Annotated in this window: 28 protein-coding genes, 1 pseudogene and 1 riboswitch; of the genes and pseudogenes, 16 read left to right on the top strand and 13 right to left on the bottom strand. The window is 64.7% G+C overall.

Annotation, left to right across the window (positions count from 1 at the left end):
- Positions 1-124 precede the first annotated feature (124 nt).
- Positions 125-442 carry a nucleotide pyrophosphohydrolase gene (locus CZ674_RS00690; protein ID WP_086990124.1) on the top strand — a complete coding sequence of 106 codons (318 nt, stop codon included), beginning with the start codon at positions 125-127 and terminating at the stop codon, positions 440-442.
- Positions 429-2,147 carry a DUF2075 domain-containing protein gene (locus tag CZ674_RS00685; protein ID WP_086990121.1) on the top strand — a complete coding sequence of 573 codons (1,719 nt, stop codon included), beginning with the start codon at positions 429-431 and terminating at the stop codon, positions 2,145-2,147. The genes CZ674_RS00690 and CZ674_RS00685 overlap by 14 nt, the downstream gene beginning before the upstream one ends.
- A gap of 294 nt (positions 2,148-2,441) precedes the next feature.
- Here the strand turns inward: CZ674_RS00685 and CZ674_RS00680 are convergent, their stop codons facing one another.
- From CZ674_RS00680 to paaI, 5 genes are all read right to left on the bottom strand, one after another.
- Positions 2,442-2,999, bottom strand: a complete 558-nt coding sequence (locus CZ674_RS00680) for a hypothetical protein (protein ID WP_086990118.1) — start codon at positions 2,997-2,999, stop codon at positions 2,442-2,444.
- Between the two features lie 30 nt (positions 3,000-3,029).
- Positions 3,030-3,146, bottom strand: a riboswitch (SAM riboswitch).
- 148 nt (positions 3,147-3,294) lie between these two features.
- Positions 3,295-4,044: a formylglycine-generating enzyme family protein gene (locus tag CZ674_RS00675; protein WP_200810018.1), complete on the bottom strand. Its 750-nt coding sequence runs from the start codon at positions 4,042-4,044 to the stop codon at positions 3,295-3,297.
- Positions 4,045-4,046: 2 nt separating this feature from the next.
- Entirely contained in the window at positions 4,047-4,649 is a 603-nt protein-coding gene (locus CZ674_RS00670) for a TetR/AcrR family transcriptional regulator (RefSeq protein WP_086990115.1), read from the bottom strand.
- A gap of 1 nt (position 4,650) precedes the next feature.
- Positions 4,651-5,958 (bottom strand): phenylacetate--CoA ligase PaaK, encoded by a 1,308-nt coding sequence (gene paaK / locus CZ674_RS00665; RefSeq protein WP_234988349.1) that lies wholly within the window; start codon positions 5,956-5,958, stop codon positions 4,651-4,653.
- Between the two features lie 17 nt (positions 5,959-5,975).
- Positions 5,976-6,398: a hydroxyphenylacetyl-CoA thioesterase PaaI gene (paaI, locus tag CZ674_RS00660; protein WP_327078605.1), complete on the bottom strand. Its 423-nt coding sequence runs from the start codon at positions 6,396-6,398 to the stop codon at positions 5,976-5,978.
- A 98-nt stretch (positions 6,399-6,496) separates the two neighbouring features.
- Here paaI and paaA point away from each other — a divergent pair, with 98 nt between their 5' ends.
- From paaA to CZ674_RS00630, 6 genes are read left to right on the top strand one after another with little or no spacing between them, the layout of a single operon-like run.
- A complete protein-coding gene (gene paaA / locus CZ674_RS00655; RefSeq protein ID WP_086990109.1) occupies positions 6,497-7,459 on the top strand; it encodes a 1,2-phenylacetyl-CoA epoxidase subunit PaaA in 963 nt (320 codons plus the stop codon).
- Positions 7,459-7,764 (top strand): 1,2-phenylacetyl-CoA epoxidase subunit PaaB, encoded by a 306-nt coding sequence (gene paaB / locus CZ674_RS00650; protein WP_086990107.1) that lies wholly within the window; start codon positions 7,459-7,461, stop codon positions 7,762-7,764. Before paaA ends, paaB begins: the two co-directional genes overlap by 1 nt.
- Positions 7,761-8,576, top strand: a complete 816-nt coding sequence (gene paaC / locus CZ674_RS00645; RefSeq protein WP_086990104.1) for a 1,2-phenylacetyl-CoA epoxidase subunit PaaC — start codon at positions 7,761-7,763, stop codon at positions 8,574-8,576. Before paaB ends, paaC begins: the two co-directional genes overlap by 4 nt.
- Before the next feature lie 5 nt (positions 8,577-8,581).
- On the top strand, positions 8,582-9,070 hold the full coding sequence (paaD, locus tag CZ674_RS00640; protein ID WP_086990261.1) for a 1,2-phenylacetyl-CoA epoxidase subunit PaaD: 489 nt from the start codon (positions 8,582-8,584) through the stop codon (positions 9,068-9,070).
- A 29-nt stretch (positions 9,071-9,099) separates the two neighbouring features.
- On the top strand, positions 9,100-10,224 hold the full coding sequence (paaE, locus tag CZ674_RS00635) for a 1,2-phenylacetyl-CoA epoxidase subunit PaaE (protein WP_086990101.1): 1,125 nt from the start codon (positions 9,100-9,102) through the stop codon (positions 10,222-10,224).
- A 27-nt stretch (positions 10,225-10,251) separates the two neighbouring features.
- Entirely contained in the window at positions 10,252-11,022 is a 771-nt protein-coding gene (locus CZ674_RS00630) for an enoyl-CoA hydratase/isomerase family protein (protein ID WP_086990099.1), read from the top strand.
- A 268-nt stretch (positions 11,023-11,290) separates the two neighbouring features.
- On the opposite strand, the gene CZ674_RS00625 is transcribed toward CZ674_RS00630, so the two are convergent.
- The 3 genes from CZ674_RS00625 to CZ674_RS00615 all read right to left on the bottom strand — a co-directional run bounded on the left by CZ674_RS00625 (position 11,291) and on the right by CZ674_RS00615 (position 13,865).
- Positions 11,291-12,241 (bottom strand): FAD-dependent oxidoreductase, encoded by a 951-nt coding sequence (locus CZ674_RS00625; protein ID WP_086990095.1) that lies wholly within the window; start codon positions 12,239-12,241, stop codon positions 11,291-11,293.
- Positions 12,242-12,243: 2 nt separating this feature from the next.
- Entirely contained in the window at positions 12,244-13,371 is a 1,128-nt protein-coding gene (locus tag CZ674_RS00620) for an FAD-dependent oxidoreductase (RefSeq protein WP_086990092.1), read from the bottom strand.
- A 170-nt stretch (positions 13,372-13,541) separates the two neighbouring features.
- Positions 13,542-13,865: a GNAT family N-acetyltransferase gene (locus CZ674_RS00615; RefSeq protein WP_086990089.1), complete on the bottom strand. Its 324-nt coding sequence runs from the start codon at positions 13,863-13,865 to the stop codon at positions 13,542-13,544.
- 112 nt (positions 13,866-13,977) lie between these two features.
- Between CZ674_RS00615 and CZ674_RS00610 the strand changes: the two genes are divergently transcribed.
- From CZ674_RS00610 to CZ674_RS14475, 3 genes and pseudogenes are all read left to right on the top strand, one after another.
- Positions 13,978-14,721 (top strand): DUF222 domain-containing protein, encoded by a 744-nt coding sequence (locus CZ674_RS00610; RefSeq protein ID WP_086990087.1) that lies wholly within the window; start codon positions 13,978-13,980, stop codon positions 14,719-14,721.
- Positions 14,722-14,739: 18 nt separating this feature from the next.
- A pseudogene (locus CZ674_RS14480) lies at positions 14,740-15,036 on the top strand (hypothetical protein); the annotation flags it as partial.
- Positions 15,034-15,330 carry an HNH endonuclease signature motif containing protein gene (locus CZ674_RS14475; RefSeq protein ID WP_268802374.1) on the top strand — a complete coding sequence of 99 codons (297 nt, stop codon included), beginning with the start codon at positions 15,034-15,036 and terminating at the stop codon, positions 15,328-15,330. The pseudogene CZ674_RS14480 and the gene CZ674_RS14475, both read left to right, overlap by 3 nt.
- Here the strand turns inward: CZ674_RS14475 and CZ674_RS00600 are convergent.
- Positions 15,318-15,707, bottom strand: coding sequence for a nucleoside triphosphate pyrophosphohydrolase family protein (locus tag CZ674_RS00600; RefSeq protein WP_086990081.1), 390 nt, complete (start codon positions 15,705-15,707; stop codon positions 15,318-15,320). The two genes, CZ674_RS14475 and CZ674_RS00600, sit on opposite strands and share 13 nt — an antisense overlap.
- Positions 15,708-15,739: 32 nt before the next feature.
- Between CZ674_RS00600 and CZ674_RS00595 the strand changes: the two genes are divergently transcribed.
- Together CZ674_RS00595 and CZ674_RS00590 are read left to right on the top strand one after the other, a co-directional pair.
- On the top strand, positions 15,740-16,237 hold the full coding sequence (locus CZ674_RS00595; protein ID WP_086990078.1) for a beta-class carbonic anhydrase: 498 nt from the start codon (positions 15,740-15,742) through the stop codon (positions 16,235-16,237).
- A complete protein-coding gene (locus tag CZ674_RS00590) occupies positions 16,234-17,490 on the top strand; it encodes a uracil-xanthine permease family protein (RefSeq protein WP_086990076.1) in 1,257 nt (418 codons plus the stop codon). Before CZ674_RS00595 ends, CZ674_RS00590 begins: the two co-directional genes overlap by 4 nt.
- Here the strand turns inward: CZ674_RS00590 and CZ674_RS00585 are convergent.
- Entirely contained in the window at positions 17,474-18,301 is an 828-nt protein-coding gene (locus tag CZ674_RS00585; RefSeq protein ID WP_086990073.1) for an alanyl-tRNA editing protein, read from the bottom strand. The two genes, CZ674_RS00590 and CZ674_RS00585, sit on opposite strands and share 17 nt — an antisense overlap.
- Before the next feature lie 56 nt (positions 18,302-18,357).
- Here CZ674_RS00585 and CZ674_RS00580 point away from each other — a divergent pair, with 56 nt between their 5' ends.
- Positions 18,358-19,542: a MalY/PatB family protein gene (locus CZ674_RS00580; protein WP_159456847.1), complete on the top strand. Its 1,185-nt coding sequence runs from the start codon at positions 18,358-18,360 to the stop codon at positions 19,540-19,542.
- On the opposite strand, the gene CZ674_RS00575 is transcribed toward CZ674_RS00580, so the two are convergent.
- A complete protein-coding gene (locus tag CZ674_RS00575; protein ID WP_159456846.1) occupies positions 19,539-20,609 on the bottom strand; it encodes an FUSC family protein in 1,071 nt (356 codons plus the stop codon). The two genes, CZ674_RS00580 and CZ674_RS00575, sit on opposite strands and share 4 nt — an antisense overlap.
- Before the next feature lie 43 nt (positions 20,610-20,652).
- Between CZ674_RS00575 and CZ674_RS00570 the strand changes: the two genes are divergently transcribed.
- Entirely contained in the window at positions 20,653-21,270 is a 618-nt protein-coding gene (locus tag CZ674_RS00570) for an NUDIX hydrolase (RefSeq protein WP_086990258.1), read from the top strand.
- On the opposite strand, the gene CZ674_RS00565 is transcribed toward CZ674_RS00570, so the two are convergent.
- Complete coding sequence (locus tag CZ674_RS00565) at positions 21,267-22,586, bottom strand: ATP-dependent DNA helicase (protein WP_086990066.1); 1,320 nt, start codon at positions 22,584-22,586, stop codon at positions 21,267-21,269. The genes CZ674_RS00570 and CZ674_RS00565 overlap by 4 nt on opposite strands.
- Positions 22,587-22,673: 87 nt before the next feature.
- Here CZ674_RS00565 and CZ674_RS00560 point away from each other — a divergent pair, with 87 nt between their 5' ends.
- Positions 22,674-23,483 carry a class II glutamine amidotransferase gene (locus CZ674_RS00560; RefSeq protein ID WP_086990062.1) on the top strand — a complete coding sequence of 270 codons (810 nt, stop codon included), beginning with the start codon at positions 22,674-22,676 and terminating at the stop codon, positions 23,481-23,483.
- Here the strand turns inward: CZ674_RS00560 and CZ674_RS00555 are convergent, their stop codons facing one another.
- A complete protein-coding gene (locus CZ674_RS00555) occupies positions 23,484-24,164 on the bottom strand; it encodes a hypothetical protein (RefSeq protein WP_086990059.1) in 681 nt (226 codons plus the stop codon).
- Between the last annotated feature and the right edge of the window lie 2 nt (positions 24,165-24,166).

The raw sequence follows: 24,166 nt of genomic DNA, 5'->3' as shown, positions 1-24,166 counted from the left end.
GCACGACGATACACCAACATCACAATTTGGCAACAATTTTCCAGCTATGAGTGGAGTGTGAAAGGGAATCGATTGGACACTTCCATCCGACAGCACGTGGTGTCCTCACTGCTAGCTTTGAGCCATGGTCACAGTAGCCACTCGCGATGCCCTGCGCGCGTTCGTTGCCGAGCGCGACTGGCAGCAGTTTCACACGCCTGAGAATCTCGCCAAGAGCATCAGCATCGAAGCCGGTGAGCTCCTAGAGTGCTTCCAATGGGGTGACGCCGACCTCGCAGCGGCCAAGGACGAACTCGCCGACGTCCTCACTTACTGCCTACATCTCGCCGACCGCTTGGGCCTCGACCCCGACACCATCATCAGTCAGAAGCTCGCCAAGACGCGCGAGAAGTACCCTCCCGACAAGGCGCGTGGCCGGAGCACCAAATATGACCGTCTTTAGCCTCGAGACCTTCCCGTTCGCTGCCGACCACATCCGCGATTGGGGCTCAGCACATCCTCGACACCGCAACTGGCCCGTCGTCTACGTGATGAACGACGACTCGCAGGTGTATGTCGGCGAATCCCTCAACGCTGAGAGCCGCATGCGGCAGCACCTCGTCTCGCAAGACAAGCAGAATCTGCAATGGGTCCGTGTCGTGCTCGACGAGACATTCAATAAGTCAGCGTGTCTGGATCTCGAGTCGTTTCTGATCCGTATGTTCTCCGGGGACGGCCAACTCGAGGTGCTCAACAGCAACGCTGGCATCACGGATGCGGACTATTACGATCGCGAGTCGTACAGCAGAACGTTCGACGCGGTCTTCGAGCAGCTCCGCACGCAAGAGCACCTGTTCAAGCGCACGCTGCCCGAAATCATCAACAGCGATCTGTTCAAGCTTTCGCCGTTCAAAGCACTCAATCACGATCAGGCGATCGCCGTCGAAGACATCCTCGACGGGCTGTTCGCGGACTTGGAGGAAGGCCAGCCGAGCACCGCCGTGATCCAGGGAAGTCCTGGCACCGGAAAGACCGTCGTCGCAATCTATCTTCTGAAACTGCTCGAAGACATCCGTCGTCACCATCCCGACGAACCGCTCGACAGCGACTCCATCTTCAGCGACTTCTTCACGCTTGGCCATGGAGAGCTGCTGAAAACAGTCAGATTCGGCATCGTCGTGCCGCAGCAGTCACTGCGCGAGTCGATCGCGAGAGTCTTCGGCCTGACCCCGGGCCTCAGCAAGAGCATGGTTCTGTCGCCATTCGCAGTCGGCGATAGCGATGAGCCCTTCGACCTACTGATCGTTGACGAAGCCCACCGTCTCAACCACCGAGCCAATCAACCGTCGGGCCCGCTCAACAAGAAATTCGCAGACATCAACGTCAAGCTCTTCGGCGAAGACGACATCCGCTTCACCCAGCTCGACTGGATACGCAAGCAGAGCAGACATGCGATCTTCATGCTCGACACAGGCCAGAGTGTGCGACCGGCTGACCTGCCTGCCAACACCACCGCGGCTCTGGTCGACGAAGTGTCTGGGCACGGCCGGCTGTACCCACTGCGTTCACAGATGCGGGTGGCTGCCGAGCAGGACTACGTCGGGTACGTGAGGTCATTGCTCGGCGACACTCCCCCGGATGCACGCGAAACTTTCGACGGCTACGACCTCAAGTTTTTCAATGACCTCGGGGATATGCGGCGTGAAATTCGGAAACAGGATGCGCGGAACGGGCTATCCCGGATCGTCGCCGGCTACGCCTGGCCTTGGAAGACCAAGAAAGACAAAGATGCCTTCGACATCGATATCGATGGCGAACAGATGAGGTGGAACTCGACTGATCGCGACTGGATCAGCGCACCTGGCTCTGTTGAGGAGGTCGGCTCGATTCATACAGTGCAGGGCTATGACCTGAATTATGCGGGCGTCATCATCGGTCCCGACCTCCGCTTCGACAAGGCAACTGGACGCGTCGTGTTCAGTCGCGTCGACTACTTCGACAAGAAGGGTCGAGAGAACAATCCGAAGTTGGGTATCACGTACTCAGACGACGACCTGCTGGAGTACGTGCGTAACATCTACACGGTCCTCCTGACGAGAGGAATCCATGGCACCTACGTCTACGTCTGCGACCCTGATCTGCGCGAGCACTTCCGAAAGTTCCTTTGACGCACTGCACTGTACTGGCGCGCCTTCTTGACCGTTACGTCAGCGCTGCGTCTGGCCCTCGTCATAGATCAGACGCAGCTTCACGGCGAGCTCCTTCTTCCATGCGTTTGCACCGAAATCAGCGAGTAGGATGACCGACACGATAATCCCCGCTCCACCAGCAGTCAGCAGTCAGCAGACCCAAAGTACGAACACCGGCGCCACCCGCGAGCATCAGCACCGCCACCGACACAGCAAGCGCCAGCACGAACAGGCAGATGAGGCGCACGGGTGATCGCGATCCATGCCTGACCTCTAGACGCGCGATGATCGCACCCCGCTCAGCCTTGCTGAGCTTCCGAAAGTTGTCGCGCACACCTTCAGGCCCCGCTGCTCGCTGCGCACCGATTCAGGTGTCGAGAGCCGCTTCGTCGTTACCCGTCCACGGTACGACGATCGGGACTGGCGTCGGCCGAGTATCGGATCAACTTCCCTTCTCGGCGACAAACCGCACGTCAGCCCAGCAGAACGTCGGCGACGACATCGCCAGCCGGTTCTCCCATACTGCAACGGCGACTGACCGAACAGCACGAAGTCACGCGCTCGCTTCGCATATAGCTCGTTCTCGGGAATCAACCCGCTCTCGAGCTCCTGCTGCTGACGACTCGTGGCGAATGACGCCGGGATGATGAAGCCGTACGGCTCGAACTGGAAGAGATTCCAGCACCAGGCCCGCGCAGCCGCCTTCGTGAAGCCTTTCCAGAAGCCGGTCTCGATGACCAACTCAGCATCCGGCGCGGCGTACGCCGCCTCGATCGCATCGCGGCCGAGGCGCTCGCGTGCCTCGGCATCGCGATTCTTGAATACAGACATGGGCTCTTGCCCCTCTCTGGGGCAGTGCCCCATCGATGCTTGCATCACGATGATTCGTGAGCCCGTTCTTGCCCTGGGACACCCGGGAATCGATGGATTCGGGTTGTCGCGCGACCAGCCAGGTACCTACGGCCGCGACTCTTGAACGTGATGACAGGCTACCCGGCACCGCTGACACGGTGTGGCTCGTGCCCGCCCCGGACACCGCCGACTTTCTCGGTCTGTGGGCGACGTTGCGTCAATACTCGACGCCGACCGCCTGAGCGACCGAGAAAATCGACTACGGCAGGGGAAACTACGGCAGCGGCGTCCACCCCACGGGCAGCGGCCCCGAGAGCGATGCTCGCGCACGGTCGGCCGACTCTGACCACCCCTGGCCGCCGTCGACACCTGATTCCGCAGCGACAACTCCGCGCACAACACGAAAACCGACGTCGTCGACGACAGCATCGGGTGCGTTGCCCCGTCGAACACCGACTCTGCAGCTCCACTCGGGGTCAGCCCATCCGCCGCCCTTGAAGACGCGATAGTCGCCATACCGTGCGGGGTCGAGGCGGTCCCAGCACCATTCCCAGACATTGCCGAGCACGTCGAACACACCGTATGCATTGGCACGCTTCTGCGCGACCGGCTGCGGTGCGAGCACCCCGTCTGCCGCGGTCCAGCCGATGTCGCAAAGAGCCCCGTATCGGGGGCCGTCGACACCGCCTTTGCTCGCGAGCACCCACTCGGCCTCGGTCGGAAGGCGATATCCGTCAGAGGCTGGGTTCCAGTGCACCGTCTCGCCCGCCAACACGTATGCCGGCTCGAGCCCATCATGTTCCGAGGCTCTGTTGCACCAGCTGACTGCTTCGCACCAGCTCACGCCGGACGCGGGTGCCCCTCCGATCGCGCCCGCAGCAAGAAACCTGCCCGCCGCGAAGTCGTCTGCAGTGACCGTCGTCGTCGCAACCTGAAAGCTCAGCAGCCGAACACTGCGCTCGGTGGCGCGTCGTGCATCCGCCAGGTGCACAACATCGGCCGGGATTCGCACGAACGCACCCACGCCTAGCCCCGAAACAGCCCCGCCGTAGCAAGCGACACCACGTGGTCTGCAATGACATCGGCCGAACCACCCTGCTCGGGGCGGTACCACTCGGCAATCGAGTTGATCATGCCGAACAGCAGGCGCTCGGCCAGCCCCGCATCGACTCCGTCACGCAGCGAGCCCTCGTCACGCGCCGCCTCGACCAGCGCCCGCATCGAACGGTCGAACGCACGTCGCCGCGTCACAGCAGCACGCTCGACGTCGGTGTTGCCGCGCACCCGCAGCAGCAGCGTCACGTACGGCAGCTCGGCCACGAGCACCTGCACGGCACCGCGCAGAACAGCCTCAAGCTGCTCCGCCGCAGACCCTTCGCCCGCCAGCGCCTTGTCGCGAGCACTCTCCAAAGCGCCCAGCGCACGATCGAGCGCCACCTCAAGCAACTCGCTCTTCGACCCGAAGTGGTGATAGATCGCCGATTTGCTCAGCCCTAGGCGCTCAGCAAGCACACCCACAGACGTCGCGTCATAGCCGTGCTCATTGAACACGCCGACCGCCACCTGCAGAATGCCCTCGCGGTCATAGCCTGGCCTGCCCCGCTTCTCGCTCACCGTCACTCGACCGATGCTAGTCGCGCAAGTCGTAGAGCCGCTTGTACTTGCCCTCAGATCGCGGCAGCGTGCCCGGCTCCACAGTCACCACCTCAACGGATGTGCCGATGCGATCCTTGATGCGCTTGCGCAGCAGCCCTGCGGCAACGTCGGTGTCTTCAGCCGGAATCCCCGGAACACACTCGATCTTCACGGTCAGCGCATCCATCGTCCCGGCGCGCGTCAGCTCGAGCACGAAATGTGGCGTGAGGTTCTCGATCTCAAGCGCGATCTCTTCGATCTGCGTCGGAAACAGGTTGACCCCACGCAGGATGATCATGTCGTCATTGCGACCGGTGATCTTCTGGATGCGCCGAAACTGCGGGCGGCCGGTGCCAGGCAGCAGACGCGTGAGGTCGCGTGTGCGGTAGCGCAGCACCGGAAACGCCTCTTTGGTCAGCGACGTGAACACGAGCTCCCCCTCTTCACCCTCGGGCACGGGCTCGAGCGTGTCGGGATCGAGCACCTCGGGGTAGAAATGGTCCTCCCAGATGTGCGGGCCGTCTTTCGTCTCGACACACTCGTTGCCGACGCCCGGCCCCATGACCTCGCTGAGCCCATAGATGTCGACGGCGTCGAGTCCCATGCGACGCTCAAGCTCGGCACGCATCTCGTTGGTCCACGGCTCGGCGCCGAGCACCGCGATCTTCAGCGAGGTCGACGCGGGGTCTACTCCGGCCCCTTCCAAAGCGTCGGCGATCGTGAGCAGATACGACGGCGTGCAGAGAATCACGTCTGGTTTGAAGTCTTGAATCAGCTGCACCTGCCGAGCGGTGCCGCCGCCCGAGATCGGCACCACGGTGGCTCCGAGCTTCTCGATGCCGCCATGCGCACCGAGTCCGCCGGTGAAGAGCCCGTAGCCGTAGGCGTTGTGCACCATCATCCCCGGCCGCACACCCGAGGCGTACAGCGACCTCGCGAGCACTGTCGCCCACACGTCGAGGTCATGCTTCGTGTAGCCGACGACGGTCGGCCGCCCGGTCGTGCCGCTCGAGGCGTGGATGCGCGACACCTCGCTCATCGGCACCGCGAACATGCCGAACGGATACGTCTGCCGCAGATCCTCTTTGGTCGTGAAGGGCAGCTTGCGAATGTCGTCGAGCGACGTGATGTCGTCGGGCGAGACCCCGGCGGCGTCGAGCTTCTCGCGATACAGCGGCACATTGTCGTACGCATGCCGCACGCTCCACTGCAGCCGCTCGAGCTGCAGCGCACGCAGCTCGTCGAGGGTCAGTCGCTCGCCGTCGTCGAAGCGGTCGGCTTGGACCGTATCGGGCGTGGTCATCATCAGCTCCTTCGATGTCAGACGGTCTTCGAGGTCGTGAACGAGCGACCCCTGAACTCTGCAATGCGCGTGCCGTCGTCGGATGTGACGGTCACGTCGTAGATGCCGTTGCGGCCGCTCCGCACCACACGGCGTGCTTGTGCGGTCAGCGTCTGGCCCGCCCTGGAGCTCGCGAGAAACGAGATCTCTGCACCCTGTGCCACAGTCACGTGCTCGTCTTCATTGCAGGCATACGCGAATGCCGTGTCGGCAAGCGTGAACACGAGGCCGCCGTGCGTGATGGCGAAGCCGTTCATCATGTCGTCGCGCAGCACCATGCTGACGACCGCGTCGCCCGGCTCGTTTCTCTCGATCACCATGCCGAGCATCCGTGCAGCCGCATCGGTCTTCTGCATGACTTCGGATGCGCGGGTCGGCGGGGCACTTGCTGCTTCGGGCACGGACACTCCTCATTGAGTTCGGTATTGCCGGATGTCTGCGAGCCTAATATACTCACTGAACGATCGGTCAGTAAAGACCGAATCGCAAGGAGGCGACAATGAGCACCACAGTCACGAGCCCAGACGACGAGCTGCAGGCAGACTTCGACGCGCTCATCGAGGCAGAGCAGCGCATCGAGCCGCGCGACTGGATGCCCGAGGCATACCGCAAGACGCTGATCCGGCAGATCTCGCAGCACGCGCACAGCGAGATCATCGGCATGCAGCCCGAAGCCAACTGGATCACGCGAGCCCCGAGCCTCAAGCGCAAGGCGATCCTCATGGCCAAGGTGCAAGACGAGGCCGGCCACGGCCTCTACCTCTACTCCGCGGCACAGACCCTCGGCATCGCACGAGACACGATGACCGAGCAGCTCATCGAGGGCCGCGCACGCTACTCTTCGATCTTCAACTACCCCACCCCCACCTGGGCTGACATGGGCGCGATCGGATGGCTCGTCGACGGCGCTGCTATCTGCAACCAGGTGCCGCTGTGCCGCGCATCCTATGGCCCCTACGGCCGCGCGATGGTGCGCATCTGCAAGGAGGAGTCGTTCCACCAGCGGCAGGGCTTCGAGATTCTGCTCGAGCTCGCAAATGGCACCCCTGAGCAGAAGCAGATGGCGCAGGATGCCGTGAACCGCTGGTACTGGCCGTCACTGCAGATGTTCGGCCCGCCTGACGACGAGTCGCCCAACTCTGCACAGTCGATGGCCTGGAAAATCAAGCGCTTCTCGAACGACGAGCTGCGCCAGCGCTTCGTCGGCATGCTCGTGCCGCAGTTCGAGGCCCTCGGCCTCGAGTGCCCCGACAAAGACCTGCGCTGGAACGAAGAGACAGAGCAGTGGGACATGGGCGAGATCGACTGGGACGAGTTCTTCGACGTGCTCAAGGGCCACGGCCACTGCAACGCACAGCGTCTGCAACACCGCCGCCAGGCGCACGAAGACGGCGCGTGGGTGCGCGAGGCAGCTGCCGAGTACGCACGCAAGCAGTCGGCACAGCTGAAGGCAGTGGCCTGATGGCAACGGCAGGAGCAACTGGCGACGAGCAGTGGCCGATGTGGGAGGTCTTCGTGCGAGCAAGCCGCGGCCTCAGCCATGTGCACGCCGGGTCGCTGCACGCACCCGACGAGACGATGGCGCTGCGCAATGCCCGCGACCTCTACACGCGACGCGGCGAGGGAGTGAGCATCTGGGTGGTTCCGGCCAGCGAGATCACAACCAGCGACCCGGGCTCGAAAGAGGCGTTCTTCGAGTCCCCGGCCGGCAAGAACTACCGCCACGCCACGTACTACGAGAAGAGCCAGGGGGTGCCGCACCTGTGAGCGCAGAAACAGAGCCCTCTGTCACCGTCACCGATGTCGAGCTCGACGCCGAGCTGACCAGCACAGGCCTGGTCGCGAGCGCCGACGAAGCCGAGTACGCGCTGCGCATCGGCGACGACTCGCTCATCCTCGCCCAGCAACTCGGTTGGTGGATCTCGCGCGCCCCCGAGCTCGAAGAAGACCTCGCGCTCGGCAACATCGCGCTCGACCTGCTCGGCCACGCCCGCAACCTGCTGCACTTCGCTGGCACCGCCCTCGGAAAGACCGAGGATGAGCTCGCCTACTTCAGAGACGAGCACGAGTTCCGCTCGGCCTGGCTGTTCGAACAGCCCAACGGCGACTTCGGGCACACGATCGCACGGGGCCTGCTGACCTCTGCGTTCCAGTTCGAGCTCTACACGCAGCTTGCCGAAAGTTCCTCCCCCGGCCTCGCGGGCATCGCCGCGAAGTCGGTCAAAGAGGTCGCCTACCACCGCGATCACGCTGTGCAGTGGACGCTGCGCCTTGCGGGCGGCACCGACGAGTCGCGCAGCCGCATCGAGCGCGCGCTCATCAACACGTGGCCGTACCTCGACGAGCTCTTCCGCGACGACGAACTGCACGAGCGCTTCGATGCCGCGCCTCGCCCATCCGCGCTTCGAGAGCCCGTCATGAACGTGCTGCGACAGGTGCTCGCAGAGGCCGAACTCGACGAGCCGAAGACCTCCGAGTCGTCGGGCGACGGCAGGCACGGGCACCACTCGACCTACCTGGGCCCGATTCTCGCCGAGATGCAGGTGCTCGCGCGCAGACACCCGGATGCCAGCTGGTGACGATCATGACCACGGTACTGACCCCCGCATCCGCCTGGCGCATCGCGGCTGAGGTCGTCGACCCCGAGATTCCCGTGCTGACGATCGAAGACCTCGGCGTGCTTCGCGATGTGCGCATGCAGGACGAAAGCGTGGTCGTCACGCTGACTCCGACGTATTCGGGCTGCCCCGCCATGGATCAGATGGGTGACGACGTCATTCTCGCCCTGACGGCAGAGGGGTTCGCGGATGTGCGGGTCGACTTCTCGCTCACGCCCACCTGGACGACCGAGTGGATGAGCGAGTCGGGCCGTCAGAAGCTCGAGCAGTACGGCATCGCGCCTCCCGGACCGAAGCCGGCTTCTGGCCCGATCCCTGTGCAGCTGGGCGTCAAGTGCCCCCGTTGCGGGTCGCTGCGCACACGCTCGGTCTCGCAGTTCGGCTCGACCTCGTGCAAGGCGCACTACGAGTGCCTGGCGTGCCTCGAGCCCTTCGACCACTTCAAGTTCCACTGATTTTCCAACCACCGCTCGAGGAGTCACCGATGGCCGCATTGAACTTGGGCAGCACCGGCGCTGCTCCGCGCAGGCGCGCTAGCTTTCACGCCCTGCGTGTCAAGCGCGTTGCGCCGCTCACACGCGACTCAGTCGAGGTCACCTTCGAGGTTCCCGAAGCGCTGCACGGTCAGTTCGACTACCTGCCCGGCCAGCACGTCGCGCTGCGAGCGATGGTCGACGAAGACGAGCTGCGCCGCTCGTACTCGATCTGCCGGCCCTTGCAGCCCGGTGAGCTGTCGGTCGCGATCAAGCGCGATGCCGGGGGCGTCTTCTCGAACTGGGCCAACGACACGCTCGCCGTCGGCGACGAGATGCAGGTCATGAGCCCCCAGGGCACCTTCACCTCGAACCTGCCGTCGTTCGAGCACAAGCACATCGTGGGCATCGCTGCCGGCAGCGGCATCACTCCCATCGCCTCGCTCGCGCACACCGTGCTCGAGTCCAGCCCCGACAGCCGCTTCACGCTGCTGTACTCGAACAAGTCGACCATGGACGTCATGTTCGTCGAAGAGCTTGCAGACCTGAAGGATGCGCATCCGAGTCGGTTCGCGCTGCACCACGTGCTCTCGCGCGAGCAGCGTGCGTCGCCGCTGATGTCGGGCCGCCTCGACCAAGAGCGTCTGCGTACGATCCTCGAGAGCGTGATTCTGCCGTACACGGTCGACGAGTGGTTTCTGTGCGGGCCGTTCGAACTCGTGCAGCTTGTGCGCGACACCCTGCCCGAGTTCGGCGTCGATGCCTCACACGTGCGCTTCGAGCTGTTCACGACCGGCGAGCCCGGGTCGCAGCCGAAGCGCGCGCGGCCGGTCGAAGTGCGCAAGGGCGACAAGGTCTTCGACGTGCGGTTCCAGCTCGACGGGCAGACCTCACAGGTCGACAGCCCCGTCGAGGCGAACGAGACGATTCTGAATGCTGCATTGCGCATCCGCCCTGATGTTCCATTTGCCTGCTCTGGCGGCGTCTGCGGAACGTGTCGCGCACGCGTCATCGAAGGCAGCGTCAATATGGACGAGAACTATGCCCTCGAACCCGACGAAGTCGAGCGCGGCTACGTGCTGACCTGCCAGTCGCACCCCACCAGCGAGAAAGTCACCGTCGACTACGACGTGTGACCCTGAGCCCAAGCCTGAGGAGCCACCATGATCGAGCTGACCATCGACGCAGATGTTGCCGAGATCACCCTGAACGCACCCGACAAGCTGAACGCGCTCAACGGCGACGACCTCGGCGAGCTGCACCGTGCCTTCGACGCAGCTGAAGAGGCAGGCGTGCGCGCGCTGGTGCTGCGAGGCCGAGGCAGGGCGTTCTGCGCCGGCCGCGACATCATGGGCCTCGACACCGAGAACGACGATGTGCTCGCGCTGCTCGAAGGCATCATGCAGCCGCTCATGCAGCGAGTTGCGGCGTTTCCGGCGCCGACATTCGCAGCAGCCCACGGCGCGTGCCTGGGCCTCGGGCTCGGGCTGCTGATCGCTGCCGACGTCGTCTACGTCGCCGAGTCGGCCAAGATCGGATCGCCGTTCGCGAACCTGGGCGCAACCCTCGACTCGGGCGGCCACGCGCTGTTCGTCGAACGCCTCGGAGCCCACAAGACCCTCGACCTCATCTACACGGGTCGTCTCATGAGCGGCGCCGAGGCTGTGCAGGCGGGCCTGTTCTCGCAGGTGTTCGCGGATGCCGAGGTGCTGGACGCGACGCGCGCTGCGGCTGCGAAGGCGGCCACCGGTGCGACACAGGCGTTTCTCGCGTCGAAGCAGCTCGTGCGCCAGCTGCGCGACGACCGGCTCGGACTCTGGGAGTCGATGGGCCACGAGAGTCGCGCGCAGGCTGCGCTCTGCGAGACGCCCGACTACCGCGAGGGCTTCGCTGCGTTCACTGAGAAGCGCAAGCCGACGTTCACGGGGAAATAGCGAAGCGATTTCGTGGAAAAGTTCGAGAAACCGGCATTTGGAGGCGGGCAACCGTCCTGAAAGTAGTCGATTTTCGGCTTTTGCTCCTGCAGCAGGGCACAGCAATCGGTTTCTCGCAGAATCGACTCGTTTGGGCTTCGGGGTTCACTCAGTCAAGCGCCGACCAAGGCCGCCACCCGTTCAGCGGTGCCCCAAGCAAACCGCGCAGGGATTTCGTGGCAAGGCTGGGATCATCAATCGCCCTGACGGCGACTGTGCGCCGTCAGCCTCAGCTAACCGCAACCAGCTCGGCAACTCGCTCGGCTGTGCCCCAAGACAAAGTCATGCCCGAGCCGCCATGCCCATAGGCGGCGACGACACGCAACGCCCGGCCAGACACTTCCTCGATGCGAACACGCTCGCGCACCGGCCGAAAGCCGACGCCGCGCGAGACGATCCGGGCATTCGCGAGCGCGGGCACGAGCGCGGCGGTGCGCGCGAGAATGCCCGCTTCGATCTCGGGGTCGGGCTCGGGGTTCGTGTTGCTCGGCTCGTGTGTGCCGCCGAGCACAACGCAGTCGCGCCGCGGCAGCACATACGCGAGGCCGCCTTCGCTCTCGTCGTCGATGCGAAACTCCGTGATGCCGGGGTTCTCGACCCGAACCACCTGGCCTCTGACAGGCACGACGGTGTCGTCATCGCCGAGCAGCGCTCCGCTGCGGGCCCCCGCTGCGACGACAGCCGTGTCGAATTCGCCGGCCAGCGCATCCGGGTCTGCCACCGTGCGCCGCTCGAACTCGACCCCGAGCTCCTCGCACTTCGCCTGCAGCCACGGCAGATACTGCGACATCGTGCCGAGCGGCACCGTCGTGCGCATTCCCGTGGCGCCTTCTGGAACATCGTCTGTTTCTGACGCCTCTACGAGATCAGTCCATGAGCGATCGGGATTCGGCGAGCGCTCGATGATGATGCCGGTGCGCATGTCGATGCCGGCGTCGGGGTGCTCGCGCGCGATGTCGATGAATCTGCGAAGCGTCGTCTGCAGCTGCAGGTCGATCGCGGGCGAACGCTCGGCCGCGTACGGAAACCACACGGCGCCCGCGACAGCCGACGTCGTGTCGATCGGGTCGGCGTCGGTCAGCACAGTGATGATGCGTCCCGACGCGCGCTCGGCGGCTAATTCGTGCGCGATCGAGAGGCCGATGACCCCGGCTCCGATGACCACGATGCGCTCGCTCATCGTCAGTTGCGGATGCGCGGATTGGGCCAGCGCATGTTCCAGTCGACGACGAGTTCTTGCACGAGCGTCGGCACAGCCTTCAGCACGCCGTTGCGCACTGCCGACGAGATCGAGTTGTTCGCCTGCATGAGGTTGAACATGTCGAACGACTGCTGCTGGATCTTCTGCGATCGCTCGACTCGGTGCTCGTCGTACGCGGCGAGCATGTTGTCGATGTTGCGGTGGCGCGCCAGCAGAATTTTCAGCGTCGCAGCGTCTTCGAATGCCTGGCTGACTCCCTGGCCCGCATTCGGCATCGCAGCGTGGGCGGCGTCGCCGACCAGGATCGTCGGGGTGCCGGTGCGCGTCGAGGTGAAGCGCTTGAGGCCCGTCGGCAGATAGTGAATGTCGTCGCGCATGACGGATGCGGGCTCAGTCGCCAGCACATGCTCGTAGATCGGCGAGTCGAAGGGTCCGATTGTCTCGGCCGCCAGCGTCGCCTCGTCATCGCTCTTGTCGCCCATCGGGGCCTTGACCGAGATGTACCAGTAGGCTCGGCCGCCGTCGATCGGCACGATGCCGGCCTCGGTGCCGCGACCCACCCACACCTCGAGCTGGTCGGGGGTGAGCTCGTCGGCCTCGACGACGCCGCGCCAGCAGGTGGCACCCGAGTAGTCGGGGCGCACCTTCGGAAAGCTCCACTTGCGAACAGTCGAGCGGATGCCGTCGGCACCGATCAGCAGATCGGCTTCGGGCAGGTCGGCGTCTGAGCGGATGACCTTCTCGTACTCGATCGTGGCGCCCAGGTCTTCGGCCCGGTCGGTCAGCAGCTGCAGGAGGGTCTGGCGGTGGATTCCGACGAACCGGCCCGCGCCTGTCGTGGTCGGCCTCGAAAGCTGCAGCCCCGCATCCGTGTATATCGACCCGATGCGCGTGCGAACCCCCGCCCGCTGCACTTCGCCCTTCATGCCGAGCTCGGCGAGGGCGTCGAGGCCGTTGCTCGAGATGCCGATGCCCGCTCCGCCGGGGGAATCGGGGTCGGGCTTCTTGCCCCGCTCGATGACTGTGACCCTGTAATCGCACTCTGCAAGGGCGATGGCGGCTGCAAGGCCTGCGATTCCGGCTCCGACGACTGTGGCGCTCTTCGACATGCCTTCCACGCTAGTGGGTTCGGCTGTCAGGGTGGGAAAAAGCGTGGATGCGGCAAGCGGGTGCCACGAGATGCCGCACGGTCACGAGAAACCGCAGATAATGCGGCAGCTGGTGGCTCAATGCCAGAACTGCGGCGATTCGCAACGGCGAGAGTCACCGCAATGCAAACTCAGCCATGCTTGACGGCGTCGATGTGCTCCTGTGTTGCTGCGTCGACAGAGTCGGCGAAGTCGTCGTGTCCCTCGACCCACTTGACGACGTAGGGGCAGACCGGCACGATGCGTCGACCATCAGCGACGGTGGCGCCGAGCGCAGCCCGTGTGAGGATGCCTGCGAGACCCTTGCCGCCGAACTCATCGAAGACCTTCGTGTGAAAGAAGATGCGTTGCCCACCATCGAGGTCTTTGTAGACCGAGAGTCCAGCATGCGCGTCACCGTCGAAGATGTCGTACCGGTGCTTCTCAGTGTTGTCCTGAACCGAAATGTCGCTCATCGTCGAGACCTCCTGGTTGTCTGCCCTCAGACTACGGCCTCGGCCTGCCGCGTGTCACAGGTCCCCCGTAGTGTCGAAGACATCAGTTCACGACCAGAAAGGGAGGCAGCGGATGCTCGACGAGACTCGTATCGACAAGTTGCCTTCTGAGCTGCTCAGCACGGGTGTATTCGCTGACGAGCACGGCGGGTTCATCGCGGGTGACATTGCAGCGTCGTCGGTTGATCAGGCGTTGCAGTACTGGTCAGCGAAGTCGATGCTCTACGCCTCGATGCGAACCCTCACCGATCTTGATGCCGCGATTGAGCAGTTGCAGGCCAACCGCGAGATCGTGCGCGCGCAATGCGCTGACTTGGCTGATGAGTGCGCGGCACAACAGGTCAGCGGCCTCGACACTGCGCACGAGAACGAATGGCAGCACCTCACTTCTGTGCTGGCTGTGAATGGCCGCAAGTCAGAGATGTCGGTGTCGCAGCAGCTCGGCACCGCGCAACAGCGCTGCAACGAACTCCCTCTGACGATGCAAGCCTGGCAAGACCGGCAGATCCACCTCGGGCACCTGATGGCGATCGAGCGAGCCGCGGAAACAATCACGGTCGAAAGCCGTGGAGAATTCGAAGCCGAAGCCCTCCCGAAAGCTGCTGGCCGAACCCCGCAGCAGCTCGCACCGATCGCCCGCCGGCTCGCTCGTAAGTTCGAGTGCGCGAGCCTCCAGAAGAACCACGCCGAAGCATTCAAAGAACGTGCGGTCTGGGTCACGCCAGCAGACCACGGCATGGCGACCCTGAACATCACGACCTCTGCCGTGTTGGTTGATGCGATGCTCGACCGGCTACGCCGCGCCTACCGCAACTAACCCGACGATGACCCTCGCGGCATGCACCAGTACATGGCAGACACCGCGGCAGCGGTGATCCTTACGGGCACCTGCGACAGCGGGTGGTTGGACAACATCAAAGCCGAGATCGTTGTCACGATGCCTGCGACGATGCTCACGGATCAGGAGACGGGTCGCGCGGAGCTTCCGGCAGGGCAACTCGTCGACGACGACACCGCCCTCATGCTCGCTGGGTCAGTCACCTCCTGGACCAGGTTGTTCACGCATCCGGTCACCGGGGTCGCCGTCACCGCCGATGTCTACGCGCCGTCGGCATCGCTACGCAGGTTCATTCAGCACCGAGACAGAACCTGCCGATTCCCCGGGTGCTCACGAGTCGCGAAACATGCAGATGTCGATCACACCAAGGACTGGCAACACGGCGGCAAGACAACGCCCGACAATCTCGCCTGTCTCTGTCGACATCACCACACGTTAAAGCACAGACTGGGCCCCGACGAAGGCTGGAAAGTCAGACAGGCAGCACCCGGAGTGCTGGAATGGACCGACCCCATGGGGCAGATTCGAAGAACCGAACCCGAACCGTCACCGGCGGCAATAGTCCTGCCCGGCAGTCAGTCTGACTGACGGTACGTCTCGCCTGGCATCGCGCGCTCCTCGTCAGTGAGGTCTTCGTCGCGCTGGTGCTCGCGACGGTTCCACACAAGCCACTTCGCATCGATCGCACGCTCGAGGTCGACGCCCTCGTTGTGCGCAAGCGCCATCAGCAGCCCCGCCGCATCGGCGAGCTCGAGTGCGAAACGCTCGCGCGCATCCGCTCCACCCCCAGCGCCCTGCCCCTTGTCGCGCTGCCGGCCGGTCATGCCGAGGTAGGCGTCGGCGACCTCGCCGAGTTCCTCCTGCACCTTGAGCATCAGCCAGTCGCTCGTGCGCTCGAAACCGTAGATCTCGGCATAGCGGCGGTTGATCTCGTCGATCTGGGCTGCAGTCTCGTTGATGTGCATGGCAACAAGTGTGCCGGAGTATTGTGATTTTCATGGATGATGCTTTCGACGACCTGCTCGCTGCGAACCGCGAATACGCCGAGACGTTTGACATGCAGGGCTTCGACGGCATCGCGCAGAAGGGCGTCGCCGTCGTCACCTGCATGGATTCACGTCTCGACCCGATCGGCATGATCGGCCTCAAGCCCGGCGAGGCGAAGATCCTGCGCAACCCCGGCGGCCGCGTGACCGGACGAGTGCTCGTCGCGCTGGTGCTCGGCGTCAACCTGCTCAAGGTCGACCGCGTGCTCGTCGTGCAGCACACCCGGTGCGCGATGGCATCGTCGAGCGAGCAGGAGCTCAAAGACAGCATCACCGAAGCGTCAGGCCAGGACATCACCTGGATGGACCTCGGCGCCATCAGCGACCCTGAGGCGACGCTCGCCGAAGACGTGCACCGCGTCGAGACCCACCCCGTGATCGGTGGCCGCATCAAGGTCGCCGGTTTCGTGTACGACGTCGACACCGGCCTGCTCGAGCGCAAAGCATGAGCCTCCCCTGGCGTTACCGTCACGACGACGGCGACGGCATCGTCCTTCCCGAAGAGCGACTCAACTGGGCCAAGACCATCGGTCTCGGCGGCCAGCACGTCGTCGCCATGTTCGGCGCCACGTTCATCGTGCCGGTCATCACGGGCTTTCCGCCTGCGACGACACTGTTCTTCTCAGGCATCGGCACGATCCTCTTCCTGCTGATCACGAATAACCGCATGCCGAGCTACCTCGGCTCGTCGTTCGCGTTCCTCGTGCCGATCTCAGTGGCGATGACAGCCGACAAGGGCGGCATGGGCGTCGCTCTCGGCGGCATCATCGTGGTCGGCGCCACCGTCATCCTCGTCGGTGCGATCGTGCACTTCGCCGGGGCGACCTGGATTCAGATGCTCATGCCGCCCGTCGTGGCCGGCACGGTCGTCGCCCTCATCGGCTTCAACCTGGCCCCCGCCGCCCGAGACAACTTCGCTGCTTCACCCTGGATCGCGCTCGCAACCCTGTCGATCATCATCCTCGTGACGGTGCTCGGCCGAGGCATGGTGCGCAGGCTCTCGATCCTCATCGGCGTCATCGCGGGCTACGTCATCGCCGCCTTCACCGGCGAGGTCGACTGGAGCGCCGTCGCAGACAAGCCCCTCATCGGCCTGCCCGAGTTCCACACCCCGACATTCAGCCTCGACGCTCTGCCGCTGTACCTGATGTTCCTGCCCGTCGTGCTGCCGCTGCTTGCCGAGAACATCGGCCACGTCAAGGGCGTTGGCCAGCTTGTCGGCCGCGACCTCGACCACCTCACGGGCCGCGCTCTCATGGCGGACGGCCTCGCGACCGTCATCGCTGGCTCGGGCGGCGGCTCGGCCACCACCACGTACGGCGAGAACATCGGCGTCATGAGCGCCACCAAGGTCACCTCAACCGCCGCGTACTGGGTCGCCGCGATCGTGGCGATCCTGCTGGGCCTCTCGCCCATGGTCGGCGCGATCATCGCGGCGGTCCCGGCTGGTGTGCTCGGCGGCGTCACAACTGCGCTCTACGGCCTGATCGGCATCATCGGCATCCGCATGTACGTCGAGAACGGCGTCGACTTCTCAAAGCCGAAGAACCAGTTCACCGCCGGCATCGGTCTCATCGTGGCGATTGCGCCCTTCGCGATGCAGCTCGGCGACATGGAGTTCAGCGGCATCGTGCTCGGCACCTTGGCGACACTGGTCGTCTACCACGTCATGAATCTGCTCGACTTCAGCGATCGCGACTGACGCTCGTCCGCATGACCAGCGTCTGAGGGTCGGGCGCGTCCAGCGTCACGGTCACAGCACCGAGCTGCCCCGTCGACGTCACGTGCGTGCCTCCGCACGGCAAGGATGCGCTGCCCTCGGGCAGATCGCACACCCACCGCCGCATGTCTGTGATGGTGTCGCCTTCGGCCTCGATCCGCACTGGCGCATCCGCTGCGACCCAGTCGGCCAGCTGCGCGTTGACCGCATCTGCGATCGTGGGCAGCGCTTCGACGATGCCAGCGACGTCGACGCCCTTCTTGCGCAGGCTCTTGCCCATTCGGTATTCGTCGGCAGCGCCGTCGAGCTCGATGAACGAGGTCTGATTGGCAGCCGACTCGAAGTCGGGGTTGCCGAGAGGGTCACTGCGGGTCTCTTTGCTCCAGAACTCCGCGAGCGCGGCGTCCAGTGCAAGCGAGGCGAGATGGCAGGCGGTGTGTCCGGCCGAGAGCGCATCACGTCGCTCGGTGTCGACCTCGAGCTGCACTGCATCGCCCTCGGTGACCACGGGCGCAGCGTCGAGCACATGAGCAACCGCCCACTCCCAGCCCTCGGTGCCGCGCTTCACCGGAATCGACGATCCGAGATGCCATGTGCCTTCTTCTCCGCGGGCGGCCATGACGGTGTTATGCACGGCGGAGCCTGACAATGTTCCGGTGTCGCCCGGCTGGTCGGGCCAGGTGTGGTCAACGGGGTGAAAGGGCGTCACATCTGTGATGACGGCTTCGGGCAGCACGTGCAGCACGCGGGCGGTCTCGGCAGCGCTGCCGGATGCAAAAGTCACTCGAGTCATGACACAAGACTATGCACCTTGAACCGCCTGCGTGTCCCAGGATAGAATCAAGCCTTATGACTAGCGCCGTTGCCATAACTGATCCGTTCGAGGTGTTCACTCGCGATCAGCTGCGCAGACGCACGAGCGTGAAATGGAGCGTCGACGAAGACGCGCTCCCCCTCTTCATCGCCGAGATGGATGTGCAGCTCGCCGAACCCGTGCAGCGTGCGGTCCACGAGGCGATCGGCAGCGGAGACTCGGGCTACGCCTGCAGCCACCACCAGCTCGCCGATGCCTACGCAGCGTTCGCCAAGACGCAGTGGGGCGCCGACGTCGACGTCTCAGGCGCACGTGCCAACGGCGGCGTGCTGCCTGCGATCGTCGAACTGCTGCGGGTCCTGACCGAGCCTGGCGCAACCGTCATCGTCACGCCGCCCGTGTACGCGCCGTTCTACAGCTTCATCAAGTACTCGGGAAGAGTCACCGCGGATGCGCCGCTCGGCACCGAAGGACGCTTCGATTTCGAGGTGATCGAGGGTGCGTTCACAGCAGCCGGCCCCGGGTCGGCGATGGTCATCGCCAACCCGCACAATCCCACCGGCATCGCGCACACGCGCGTAGAGCTCGAGCAGCTCGCCCAGCTCGCAGCGCTGCACGGAGTCACGGTCATCAGCGACGAGATCCACTCTCCGCTTGTCTACGACCGTCCCCACGTGCCCTACACGACCGTCGACCCGCGAGGCTTCGCGGTGTTCAGCGCTTCGAAGGCCTTCAACCTGGCAGGCCTGCCCGCATCGCTTTCGATTGCCGGACCCGACGCCTCCGCCGCCCTCGCATCCGTCGACACCGCGCTCGACAAGACCCTCGGACTCGTCGCGGCCACCGCGCACCTGGCCGCGCTGCAGCATGGCGGCGAGTGGCTGGCGAGCACGATGACGGCACTGGATGTGCGCAGGAGGCGAGTCGCAGAGCTCGTCGACCAGAGGCTGCCCGGGGTCGGCATGCGCATGCCAGAGGCCACCTATCTGGCATGGCTCGACTTCTCTGACACCGCACTCGCAGACCCGGCGGCAGTCGCGCATCCGGGGTCCATGGGCAGCGACCTCGGAGTCGCCGGAGACCTCGCGAAGCGTTGCGGCGTCGTGCTCTCAAGTGGCGAGGCGTTCGGCGAAGGCGGCCAGAACCGTGCGCGCTTCAACTTCGGCACGCGCTTCGACATCATCGAAGAGGCCGTCGACCGCATCGCGGCCGAGCTTTAGCGCTCGTCTTCACCCACCACGACCCCGTGCACCCGGCGGAGGTCTTCGAGCAGCGATCCGATCAGCATCCAGTGCACTCCGCTGGGCGCCGCCATGATCAGCGGAGTGGTGAGCAGCGGCTTCGTGTCGACCGACTCTTCTGGCCCGATCTCGTGCGGGGTGACGAAGCGCATACGGATGTCGTGCGCGATGCGCCGCATTTCGATCGCGATCTCGCGCATCATCGGCTCGCTCGTCAGCTCGTCGTCGTAGTGGTCGCGAAATGCTCGAGTCATGCCGATCAGCGGCACCGTGATGTGCGCGAGCTCGTCAAGGGAGTCGCGCATGGCACTGATGCGCGGGCGATAGCGGCGGGCGAACGGGTTGAGCGCTAGCGACTCTTCAGCGGCCAACACCGCCTCGTCGGCGCGCTCCTGCATGGGCCGCAGGAGGCGCACCTCGACCAGCAGCAGGCCCGGCTTCTCGCTGCCCTTGCGACCGATGCTCGCGTCAGCCAGCCGCTCGAACGACCGGGCGGTCTCTTCTGCAAGCGTCAGGATCTCGCGCTTCGTGTCTTCGAGCGGCACCGGCGGCACGATGAGTGCGTTGATGACGAACGCGATGATCGCACCGATGACCGTCTCGACGATGCGCTCGACCGAGTAGGTCGGCGACGCAGCCCCGAGCGCAAGCACCAGCATCGCGCTGATCGGCAGCTGGTTGCCCGCCGCGACCGACAGGCGAAGCGCCCAGGCGACCACCACCGACAGCACGACCGCCAGCAGGATCACCCATGTTCCTTGGCCGAACAGCAGTCCGACGCCCATGGCCAAGACGACACCGAGCAGAACGCCGAGGGTGCGCTCGAAGACCTTCGCAAGCGACTGGTTGACGCTCGGCGCGACGATGATGATGGCTGCGATGACAGCGAAGATGGGCGGCTGATCAGAGGGCAGCAGGCCCGCGACCATCCACGACAGCACTGCCGCGATCGACGTCTTGAGCATCTGCAGCGGTGACACGCGACGCTGTGCTCTGACGGTGTCAGCGAGCGAGCGCAGCCGCGCTGGGACTCTCGAACCTCGCATCCGTCGCCTTCCGTGTGGGTGCCCACCATCGTACGCTGGCGGTATGACTGATCCAGTGCTTGCAGCCACCGTCATCTTGGGCCGAGAAGCAGAAGCCGGCTTCGAAGTGCTCGTGATGCAGCGCCCCGCGCGCGGCTCGTTCGCGAACGCCTGGGTGTTTCCGGGCGGCCGCATCGACGACGATGACGCTCCGGGCGAGGATGAGCAGACCAGAGCCCGCGTCGGAGCCGTGCGCGAAGTGCACGAAGAGGTCGGGCTCATCGTCGACCCCGAGGCGCTCGTTCCGCTGTCACGCTGGATTCCACCGGTGGAGCTCAAGCGCCGATTCGATACGCACTTCTTCCTCGCAATGGCGCCAGAGGGCGACGTCGTGCCCAGCCCCGACGAAGTCGTCGACTGGAAGTGGAGCACACCCGCCCGCGTCCTCGACGCCCACGCGCGCGGCATCGCAACACTCGCGCCTCCCACCTTCGTAACCCTGACCCTGCTCAGGTCACACGGGGCGTACGCGGATGCGGTCGCTGCAGCACGCGAAGCGGGCGCAGAGGAGTTCCGCACCAAGGGGCTGCCTGAGCACGGCCTCGTCTCATCCGGCCCGCACCACCTGCACACGAGCGAGCTGCCCTGGCGGTATGAGTACCGCGATAAGCAGAGTGGCTAGAACGGCGTCGACAGCCCTGCCGTCTCGCCCCATCCGCGACGGCCGTCCGCCTGCCGGGCTCGCACATCCACGATGAACTTGCGCACGCGCATGTCGACGATGATGTCCGCGGGCTTCAAAGGCCGCGTGAGGTAGAGCCCGTCGAGGCTCGTCAGGCGTGAGAGCGCGACGTAGGTCTGCCCCGGGCTGAACGCCCGCGAACCGAGGTCGATGATCGCCTGGTCGAAGGTCTTGCCCTGCGACTTGTGAATGGTCACCGCCCACGCCAAGCGCAGCGGCAGTTGCGTGAACTCGGCAGCGATCTCGCGCTTGAGCTCTTTCTTCTCAGCCGCGTAGGTGTAGCGGTACTTCTCCCACACGGTCGGCTCGACCTCGTGGTCTTCACCGTCGACGTCGACCCACACCGTGCGTCCGATGTCGACGACGCGACCCAACGTGCCGTTGACCCAGCGACCCTCGGGGTCGTTGCGAAGAAACATGACCTGCGCGCCGACCTTCAGCTCGAGCACCTCGTCTGCCGGAAACTGCGAGCGCCCGAACTCTCCGTTGACCTCGGCGACCGCGCTCTTCGTCTTGCCGCCCAGTCGGGCCAGCTCGCGGGCGTTGATGCGCCGCACCGTGTCGTTACGGCTCGCCAGCGTCAGGATCTCGTCGTCAGGAGGCTGGCGCAGCCCCTGAGTGTTGAGCAGTTCTGCGATCTCAGCCGTGACCGTTCCGTGGCGTACAGCATTGAGTGCCATCTTGAACTCCATGTCTGACTGCCGGTGGATGTGCACGAGCTCGACCACATCGAGCTCAGTCTCACGCCACACCTTCGCGTCGAAGAACCACACCGACTCGTAGTGCTCATCGAAGTAGAGTTTCTCGTCGTCGCGCGGCGGCACGGGCGCCAGTTGGTATGGGTCGCCGAACATCACGACCTGCACGCCACCGAACGCCTCTGAGTAGGTGCCGCGAGCCTGGCGCAGCGAGCGGTCGACGGCATCCATGAGGTCGGCGTTGACCATCGATATCTCGTCGATCACGAGAGTGTCGAGCTCGCGCAGCAGCGTCTTCAGCTTGTCATTCTGGCGCAGCGACGAGTTGGCGATGACACCCAGGTGCAGCTTCAGCAGTGAGTGAATGGTCTGTCCGCCGACATTCAGAGCGGCAACCCCGGTGGGGGCCGAGATCACGATGCGCTTGTGCGTGTGCGACGCCAGGTAGTTCAGCAGCGTCGATTTTCCGGTGCCCGCACGCCCTGTGATGAAGAGGTGGTCGGTCGTGTTCTCGATGCGCTCGAACAGCGCGCGCTGTTCGTCCGAGAGTTCAACCACCTGCCTATTGTGACAGTGAGTTACGCACCTCCTTGGCAAACCTGCGGCGAGCGAGGAAGATGGTCTGAGCGAAGGAGGAACCCCCACATGTGTCGACTGCTCGGCTACGCAGCACCTGTCACCACGACGACCCAGGAGGTCATCGGCGAGGCGAACTGCAGCGAGTGGCAGCGAATGGGGCGCCTGCACGCTGACGGATGGGGCACCGCGTTCCTCGGCGAACACGGCATCGAGCGGGTCAGGTCGGCACACTCGGGTCTCCGCGACCCCGAGCTCGACGCTGCGCTCACCAACGTGCCGTCGACCGCACGCCTCACCCATCTGCGTCTCGCGACCGAAGGCATCGCACGCACGCTCGAGAACGCACATCCGTTCGTGACCGACCGCTTCGCACTCGCGCACAACGGGTCAATCAAGCCTGTTGCCGAGTTCAAGAAGCTCGTGAACACCGACGAGCTCGAGCCGCACGGCGGCGACAGTGACACCTCCGTGCTGGTCGCACTCATCACGCGTGCGCTGAACGCAGGTCTCACGCTGTCGGATGCGGTGATCACCACGGTCGAGTCGGTCAGCGAGCGCTTTCCTGGCGCGTCGATCAACCTGCTCGTTCTCAGCGAGAGCGAGCTCATCGCGGTGCACGCGAATGACGGCGCTTCACTGCCGACCGATGAATTCGATGAGGCCAACCTGGGCGACGACCTGCCCCTGGACCACATCGACCACTACTACCAGCTCTCGTACCGGCGCGCGGTCGATGGCACGGTCGCATTCACCTCGTCGGGCCTCGCCCACGAAGGCTGGACGCCCATGCGACAGAATTCCGTCGCGACAGTCGACCTCGAGACATTGCGCCTCGAATTCCACGATCTGCGCGTCGGCGAGACTGTCGCCGCCTAGTCACGCGTTCGGATCGAACTCCTTCACGAACCGGTGAGGGCGTTCGGGGCTGGTCACGTCGAAGAGCACGAACCCCTCCTCGACACGCTCATCGGCTGAGCCGTCGCTGTCAGGCAACGTCACCGCGTAGCGCTTCTGCCCGTGCTGGTCAGCGAACTCGACGACACCGATTGCAGCCGACTTCCAGGACATCTGCCAGAAGTGCAGCCGTGCCGGCGTCACGACCTGTCCCGGTCGAATCTCTGAGGCCTTGAGCTTCGTCTTCAGCACCGGGTCTATCGCAGACGCAGCAACCGCGAGCACAAGAAGCGCGACCGCGAGCGCAACGAGTCCGAACCTACCAAGGCCCGCCGCCTCTTTCCACTGCAGCACCGTCACCACGACGACGCCCAAGGCGGCCCCGATCAGCCACCAGAGCAGCATCAGACACCAGACGCTGCCGTACGCGGTGCGCACGGAGTGAGCGCCGAGGGATGTTCTGGCGACGCCGAGAGCCCCTGCGGCTGAGGCTCCGCAGCCGACGAATGCGATCGCGAGCCAGACAGGCCAGAACTCTGGCATCACCACGATTGCGGGCACGACCACAGCAACGGCAAGAAGGCCGATTACTCCGAGAGCGGGCATGAGCATCGAGACGCGCCAGCGACGCCAGTAGCCCATGGGAGGAGCAGTGAGCGACATCC

Origin of the sequence: Agrococcus casei LMG 22410 (assembly GCF_900163565.1) — a bacterium.
Classification (GTDB): domain Bacteria; phylum Actinomycetota; class Actinomycetes; order Actinomycetales; family Microbacteriaceae; genus Agrococcus; species Agrococcus casei.
Note: the sequence above shows the minus strand (reverse complement) of the source record. Positions and strands in the feature narration are given on the sequence as shown.

What these genes read in the sequence shown, in the direction of transcription:
- CZ674_RS00690 (WP_086990124.1), top strand. Translation starts at nt 125, where the DNA reads ATGGTCACAGTAGCCACTCGCGATGCCCTGCGCGCGTTCGTTGCCGAG.
- CZ674_RS00685 (WP_086990121.1), top strand. Translation starts at nt 429, where the DNA reads ATGACCGTCTTTAGCCTCGAGACCTTCCCGTTCGCTGCCGACCACATC.
- CZ674_RS00680 (WP_086990118.1), bottom strand. Translation starts at nt 2,999, where the DNA reads ATGTCTGTATTCAAGAATCGCGATGCCGAGGCACGCGAGCGCCTCGGC.
- paaK (WP_234988349.1), bottom strand. Translation starts at nt 5,958, where the DNA reads ATGACCACGCCCGATACGGTCCAAGCCGACCGCTTCGACGACGGCGAG.
- paaA (WP_086990109.1), top strand. Translation starts at nt 6,497, where the DNA reads ATGAGCACCACAGTCACGAGCCCAGACGACGAGCTGCAGGCAGACTTC.
- paaB (WP_086990107.1), top strand. Translation starts at nt 7,459, where the DNA reads ATGGCAACGGCAGGAGCAACTGGCGACGAGCAGTGGCCGATGTGGGAG.
- paaD (WP_086990261.1), top strand. Translation starts at nt 8,582, where the DNA reads ATGACCACGGTACTGACCCCCGCATCCGCCTGGCGCATCGCGGCTGAG.
- paaE (WP_086990101.1), top strand. Translation starts at nt 9,100, where the DNA reads ATGGCCGCATTGAACTTGGGCAGCACCGGCGCTGCTCCGCGCAGGCGC.
- CZ674_RS00630 (WP_086990099.1), top strand. Translation starts at nt 10,252, where the DNA reads ATGATCGAGCTGACCATCGACGCAGATGTTGCCGAGATCACCCTGAAC.
- CZ674_RS00625 (WP_086990095.1), bottom strand. Translation starts at nt 12,241, where the DNA reads ATGAGCGAGCGCATCGTGGTCATCGGAGCCGGGGTCATCGGCCTCTCG.
- CZ674_RS00620 (WP_086990092.1), bottom strand. Translation starts at nt 13,371, where the DNA reads ATGTCGAAGAGCGCCACAGTCGTCGGAGCCGGAATCGCAGGCCTTGCA.
- CZ674_RS00615 (WP_086990089.1), bottom strand. Translation starts at nt 13,865, where the DNA reads ATGAGCGACATTTCGGTTCAGGACAACACTGAGAAGCACCGGTACGAC.
- CZ674_RS00610 (WP_086990087.1), top strand. Translation starts at nt 13,978, where the DNA reads ATGCTCGACGAGACTCGTATCGACAAGTTGCCTTCTGAGCTGCTCAGC.
- CZ674_RS00600 (WP_086990081.1), bottom strand. Translation starts at nt 15,707, where the DNA reads ATGCACATCAACGAGACTGCAGCCCAGATCGACGAGATCAACCGCCGC.
- CZ674_RS00595 (WP_086990078.1), top strand. Translation starts at nt 15,740, where the DNA reads ATGGATGATGCTTTCGACGACCTGCTCGCTGCGAACCGCGAATACGCC.
- CZ674_RS00590 (WP_086990076.1), top strand. Translation starts at nt 16,234, where the DNA reads ATGAGCCTCCCCTGGCGTTACCGTCACGACGACGGCGACGGCATCGTC.
- CZ674_RS00585 (WP_086990073.1), bottom strand. Translation starts at nt 18,301, where the DNA reads ATGACTCGAGTGACTTTTGCATCCGGCAGCGCTGCCGAGACCGCCCGC.
- CZ674_RS00580 (WP_159456847.1), top strand. Translation starts at nt 18,358, where the DNA reads ATGACTAGCGCCGTTGCCATAACTGATCCGTTCGAGGTGTTCACTCGC.
- CZ674_RS00575 (WP_159456846.1), bottom strand. Translation starts at nt 20,609, where the DNA reads ATGCGAGGTTCGAGAGTCCCAGCGCGGCTGCGCTCGCTCGCTGACACC.
- CZ674_RS00570 (WP_086990258.1), top strand. Translation starts at nt 20,653, where the DNA reads ATGACTGATCCAGTGCTTGCAGCCACCGTCATCTTGGGCCGAGAAGCA.
- CZ674_RS00560 (WP_086990062.1), top strand. Translation starts at nt 22,674, where the DNA reads ATGTGTCGACTGCTCGGCTACGCAGCACCTGTCACCACGACGACCCAG.
- CZ674_RS00555 (WP_086990059.1), bottom strand. Translation starts at nt 24,164, where the DNA reads ATGTCGCTCACTGCTCCTCCCATGGGCTACTGGCGTCGCTGGCGCGTC.